Genomic DNA, 4,389 nt, shown 5'->3' with positions numbered 1-4,389 from the left:
GACCTGCATCAGCCTGAGCCGCTTTGCCCGGGCCAGGCCTGCGGTGGCCGCATCCAGGGGCTCAAGCCCATGCGCGGAACTGGCCGGGATCCGGGGCAGGTCCGCGAAGAGATCATCAGGCTCGGTTACCTGTTGCCGGGTCACAGCGGGTGCTGCCTGCTTCGGCTCGGCCGCTGCCCGGGCGGCCGCTTCTGCCCTGGCAATAACCCGGGAGCGGCCCGAAGGTGCCGCCGGTGCGGCACCGGCTGAAGTTTGCTTCGGCGTTCCGGACGGCCGGCGGCCCTTGCCTCCGCTCCGGACCTTTTGTCCGGGCTGCGTCACTACCGGGACATGCGATGTTGCTGCAGGCTTCATGACAGGGCGGTCGATGCCGGGCACCTGCACGAACTCGAGCGGCGTCACCATGGCGAGGTTGGCGGCTGTGGCCGGGCCCGGCCGTGTGGCTGCCGGCTGTGATGCCGGGCGGGGGGACGTGGTGGAGCCCAGGGAAGACGTGGCAGGTTCCGCCTGCTCCGCCAGTTTCTGCTTTGCCATGGCCCGGCGGTTGAGGATGGCTGCCCGCTCGGCCAGGGCAATCTGCTCCGCCAGGATGTCGGGATCCACGGCCTCAGGATCCATCGAAGCGATGTGCTCCATCTTGGCCAGCTGGTTCTTGGCCTGCTCGGCGATCAGGGAACGGGCTGCGAGTGCCTGTTCCACGCTCATACCGGCCGGCAGGCGGGATTCCGGGGAGGCTGCCTCGGTGCTGGTGCTGGAATTGGCGCTTGGCGGCGCGACACGGGGCTGGCCGGGGCCCTGCTGGCCCGCTGCCGGCTGGCCGGCAGGGGCCACCACAGGATTGGCCGAGGTGACGGCCTGTTCCTTGAGCTGCTGCAACCGCAGCTGCCTCCGGGTGGGAGGGCCACCGGCAGAGAGCTGCCCCTCTTTTTCCTCAAGCTCCTTGATGGCACGCAGGGCCGCCCGGTCGCGGGCACGGATCTGGCTGGACCGCTCGGCAGGTGTCTGCTCCGGCACTGAATCCACCGGGGTATCGGATACCCGGCGTTGTTTTGAGGCAGGCGAAAGCTGGCCTGGGGCGGGAGGCCCGGCAACCTTCTTCTCGTCTCTTGACTGCCGCAGTTCGCGGCGGCTGCGGACGGGGGGCTGTTCCTGACTCATTGAGAACTCATTCAGTACTGGCTGACTCGTCTGTTTCGGTAGTGCGGACGTCCTGGGGAAATGTTCCTTCGGCGTACAGTCCGTATTTGGCGATGTATTGCACCACTCCGTCCGGTACCAGGTACCAGACGGGATTATGCGCGGCTACCCTGACCCGGCAATCGGTGGAGGAGATGGCCATGGCGGGCACCTCCAGGAGGCTGACATCTTTCCGGCCCATGCCGTCAAGCACATGCCCGGGCCGGGTGACGCCGACAAAATGCGCCAACGACCACAGTTCATCGATGTCTTTCCATGACAGGATCTGCGCCAGCGCATCGGCTCCGGTGATGAAGAAAAGATCCGCATCCGGGCGCTGGGTCCTCAGATCCCGCAAGGTATCAATGGTATACGTGGGACCGGGCCGGTCAACATCGACCCTGCTGACGGTGAAGCGCGGGTTCGACGCCGTGGCGATCACCGTCATCAGGTAGCGGTGTTCTGCTTCGCTGACCTGCTTGTGCGATTTTTGCCATGGCTGCCCGGTGGGGACAAAGACCACTTCGTCCAGACCGAACTTGGCTGCCACCTCGCTGGCAGCGACAAGGTGGCCGTGGTGGATGGGATCAAATGTCCCACCCATCACACCCAGCCGCAGCCGGCCTTCAGCACCGTCACGGCGCAGAACACTGGAAATGTCAGTGGCCTTGGCCGTGATCGTGCTTGTTGGGGTGCTGGCGGTGCGGATCGGCATGCTCTTCCGTTATGGTGTGCCGGTTACCCAGGTTGGAGTAAGACAGCGTGACGAACATCAGCACCAGCAGGATGGCGAACATGACTACGCCGAAGACCCATGGCTCAGCCCACAGGGGGGCGAGTTCGTGTTCTTCGCCTTCGGCAACGGTCATGGCAATCTGCTGGAGCAGCATTTTCTCCCCTAGGGTTCAAGGATGTGGCAGCGGATTTTCCGCCGCTGTGGGACTTTTGTCTATGTTACCGCGTTGCTAGCCGCGGACCTGGCCCTCGCCCTGCACGATCCACTTGGTGGTGGTGAGCTCGGTCAGCCCCATCGGTCCGCGCGCATGCAGCTTCTGGGTGGAAATGCCGACTTCGGCACCCAGCCCCAGCTCGCCGCCGTCGGTAAACCGGGTGGAAGCGTTCACGATGACCGCGGCAGAGTCGATCTCGGCGATGAACCTCTCCGCATTGGCAAGGTTGTTGGTCAGGATGGCTTCGGTGTGGCCGGTGGACCACGTGCGGATGTGTTTCACGGCGTCGTCCAGGCTGTCCACCATGGCCACGGCGAGGTCCAGATCCATGTATTCAGTCCCCCAGTCAACGTCCGAGGCCGGCTCGGACTCGACAGATGACGGCAGGGCCGCGCGGACCCGCTCATCAACGTGGAGCCTCACTCCAGCGGCGCGCAGGGCGGCAGCCACGGCAGGCAGCACCGTGGAGCGTGAATGGACTAGCAGGGTTTCCACGGTGTTGCAGACGCTGGGCCGTTGGGTCTTGGCGTTCAGCAGGATGTCCACGGCCATCTCTTCGCCGGCAGATTCGTCGATGAAGATATGGACGTTGCCCTCGCCGGTCTCGATGACCGGCACGGCAGCGTTGGTGACAACGGACTGGATCAGTTCCCGCCCGCCCCGCGGGATCAGGACATCAACCCGGCCGCGGGCGCGCATCAGGGCATTGGCGCCCTCCCGGCCGTACTGGTCCACGGTCTGCACTGCGTCGGAGGGAAGGCCCACGCTGTCAAGAGCTTCGCGCAGCACGTGCACGAGGGCTTCGTTGGTGGCGGCAGCGGCCGTGCCGCCGCGGAGGATGACCGCGTTGCCGCTCTTCAGTGCCAGTCCGGCGATGTCAACGGTGACGTTGGGACGGGCTTCGTAAATGGCGGCAACCACGCCCATGGGCACGTTGACCTGGCGCAGGCGGAGGCCGTTGGGCAGGGTCTGGCCACGGACCACGTTGCCCACAGGGTCCGGGAGGTTGGCCAGATTATCCAGCGCGTCCACCAGTCCGGTGATGCGGGCCTCAGTCAACGTCAGGCGGTCCAGCAAGGCTGCGGAAGTGCCGCTGGCCTTGCCGGCAGCCACGTCCTTGGCATTTGCGGACAGGATAAGGCCCTTGCGCTCCTGGAGCGCAGCGGCAATGGCGCGCAGGCCGCGGTCCTTCCATGCCCGGTTGGCCCTGGCCATTCGGCGTGCTGCCTGCTTGGAACGGTCGGCGATCGCGTGCACTGCGGCCTCAATGTCAGCGGCGGAGGCCGTAACGGACGGTGCGTCCGGGGACGCCGGAATGGCAGTGTTGTCCCCGGAAGTCGCAGCAGTAGTGTGGGTCAGCGCCTCAGTCATGGTTCAAGTTTAGGCGAGCCGGGCGCTCAGACCAGCACCAGGTCATCAACGTGAACAACTTCACGGTCATATCTGCTGCCCAGCGACCTGCCCAGTTCCTTGGTGGACCGGCCCAGCATCTGCGGCAGTTCCGCCGCAGAGTAGTTGACCAGGCCACGGGCAATCACAGTACCGTCGGCACTGGCCATCTCGACGGCGTCGCCGGCTTCAAAATCACCGCTGATGGCGGAGATCCCTGCCGGCAGCAGCGAGGTGTGGCGGTCGCGGACGGCCTTAACGGCGCCGTCGTCGAGGATCAGCTGGCCATGGACTGAGGCGAGATGCTCCAGCCACAGCATCCGGACGGGTTTGCGGGCGCCGTTGACGGTGAACCAGGTACCGACGTCCTCCCCCGCCAGGGCGGCCGCAGCGTTGCCGGTGGATGTGACCAGGGCGTGGATCCCGGAGCCGGCCGCTATGGTTGCCGCCTCGACTTTTGTCATCATGCCGCCGGTGCCGACGCCGGCCTTGCCGGCTTTGCCGATGGACACGCCGTCGAGGTCGTGCGGGCCCTCCACGAGCGGGATCCGCTTGGCACCGTGCGACGGCGGGCCGTCGTACAGGGAGTCGACGTCGGAGAGCAGCACCAGCGCGTCGGCGCGGACCAGGTGGGCCACCAGGGCGGCGAGGCGGTCGTTGTCCCCGAAGCGGATCTCGTGAGTGGCCACGGTGTCGTTTTCGTTGACCACCGGCACCACACCGAGGTTAAGGAGGCGGTTGAGGGCGCGGAAGGCGTTGGTGTGCTGGCTCCGGCGCATCAGGTCATCTGCGGTGAGCAGCACCTGGCTCACGGTCACGCCGTGGGCGCCGAAAGCCTGGGTGTAGCGGGCCATCAGCAGGCCCTGGCCCACAC

General features: G+C 66.1%; 5 protein-coding genes. All 5 read right to left on the bottom strand.

Features of this window, described 5'->3' with window-relative positions; all coding sequences use genetic code 11:
- A partial coding sequence (locus DBR22_RS14225) for a hypothetical protein (RefSeq protein ID WP_219928124.1) occupies positions 1–1,158 on the bottom strand: 1,158 nt, incomplete at its 3' end.
- Positions 1,159–1,165: 7 nt separating this feature from the next.
- Complete coding sequence (nadD, locus tag DBR22_RS14220) at positions 1,166–1,891, bottom strand: nicotinate-nucleotide adenylyltransferase (protein WP_258229209.1); 726 nt, start codon at positions 1,889–1,891, stop codon at positions 1,166–1,168.
- On the bottom strand, positions 1,836–2,066 hold the full coding sequence (locus DBR22_RS14215; RefSeq protein ID WP_108599554.1) for a hypothetical protein: 231 nt from the start codon (positions 2,064–2,066) through the stop codon (positions 1,836–1,838). The genes nadD and DBR22_RS14215 overlap by 56 nt, the downstream gene beginning before the upstream one ends.
- 75 nt (positions 2,067–2,141) lie before the next feature.
- Positions 2,142–3,497: a glutamate-5-semialdehyde dehydrogenase gene (locus tag DBR22_RS14210; protein WP_108599553.1), complete on the bottom strand. Its 1,356-nt coding sequence runs from the start codon at positions 3,495–3,497 to the stop codon at positions 2,142–2,144.
- A 26-nt stretch (positions 3,498–3,523) separates the two neighbouring features.
- Positions 3,524–4,389 (bottom strand): glutamate 5-kinase (proB, locus tag DBR22_RS14205; RefSeq protein ID WP_108599552.1); only part of this gene is annotated, 866 nt, incomplete at its 5' end.

The organism is Arthrobacter sp. HMWF013, from assembly GCF_003061105.1.
Taxonomy (GTDB): domain Bacteria; phylum Actinomycetota; class Actinomycetes; order Actinomycetales; family Micrococcaceae; genus Arthrobacter.
This window is presented reverse-complemented; position numbering and strand designations above follow the sequence as displayed.

Excerpts from the sequence above, each read along its gene's own strand:
- nadD (WP_258229209.1), bottom strand. The coding sequence starts at position 1,891 with ATGCCGATCCGCACCGCCAGCACCCCAACAAGCACGATCACGGCCAAG.
- DBR22_RS14215 (WP_108599554.1), bottom strand. The coding sequence starts at position 2,066 with ATGCTGCTCCAGCAGATTGCCATGACCGTTGCCGAAGGCGAAGAACAC.
- DBR22_RS14210 (WP_108599553.1), bottom strand. The coding sequence starts at position 3,497 with ATGACTGAGGCGCTGACCCACACTACTGCTGCGACTTCCGGGGACAAC.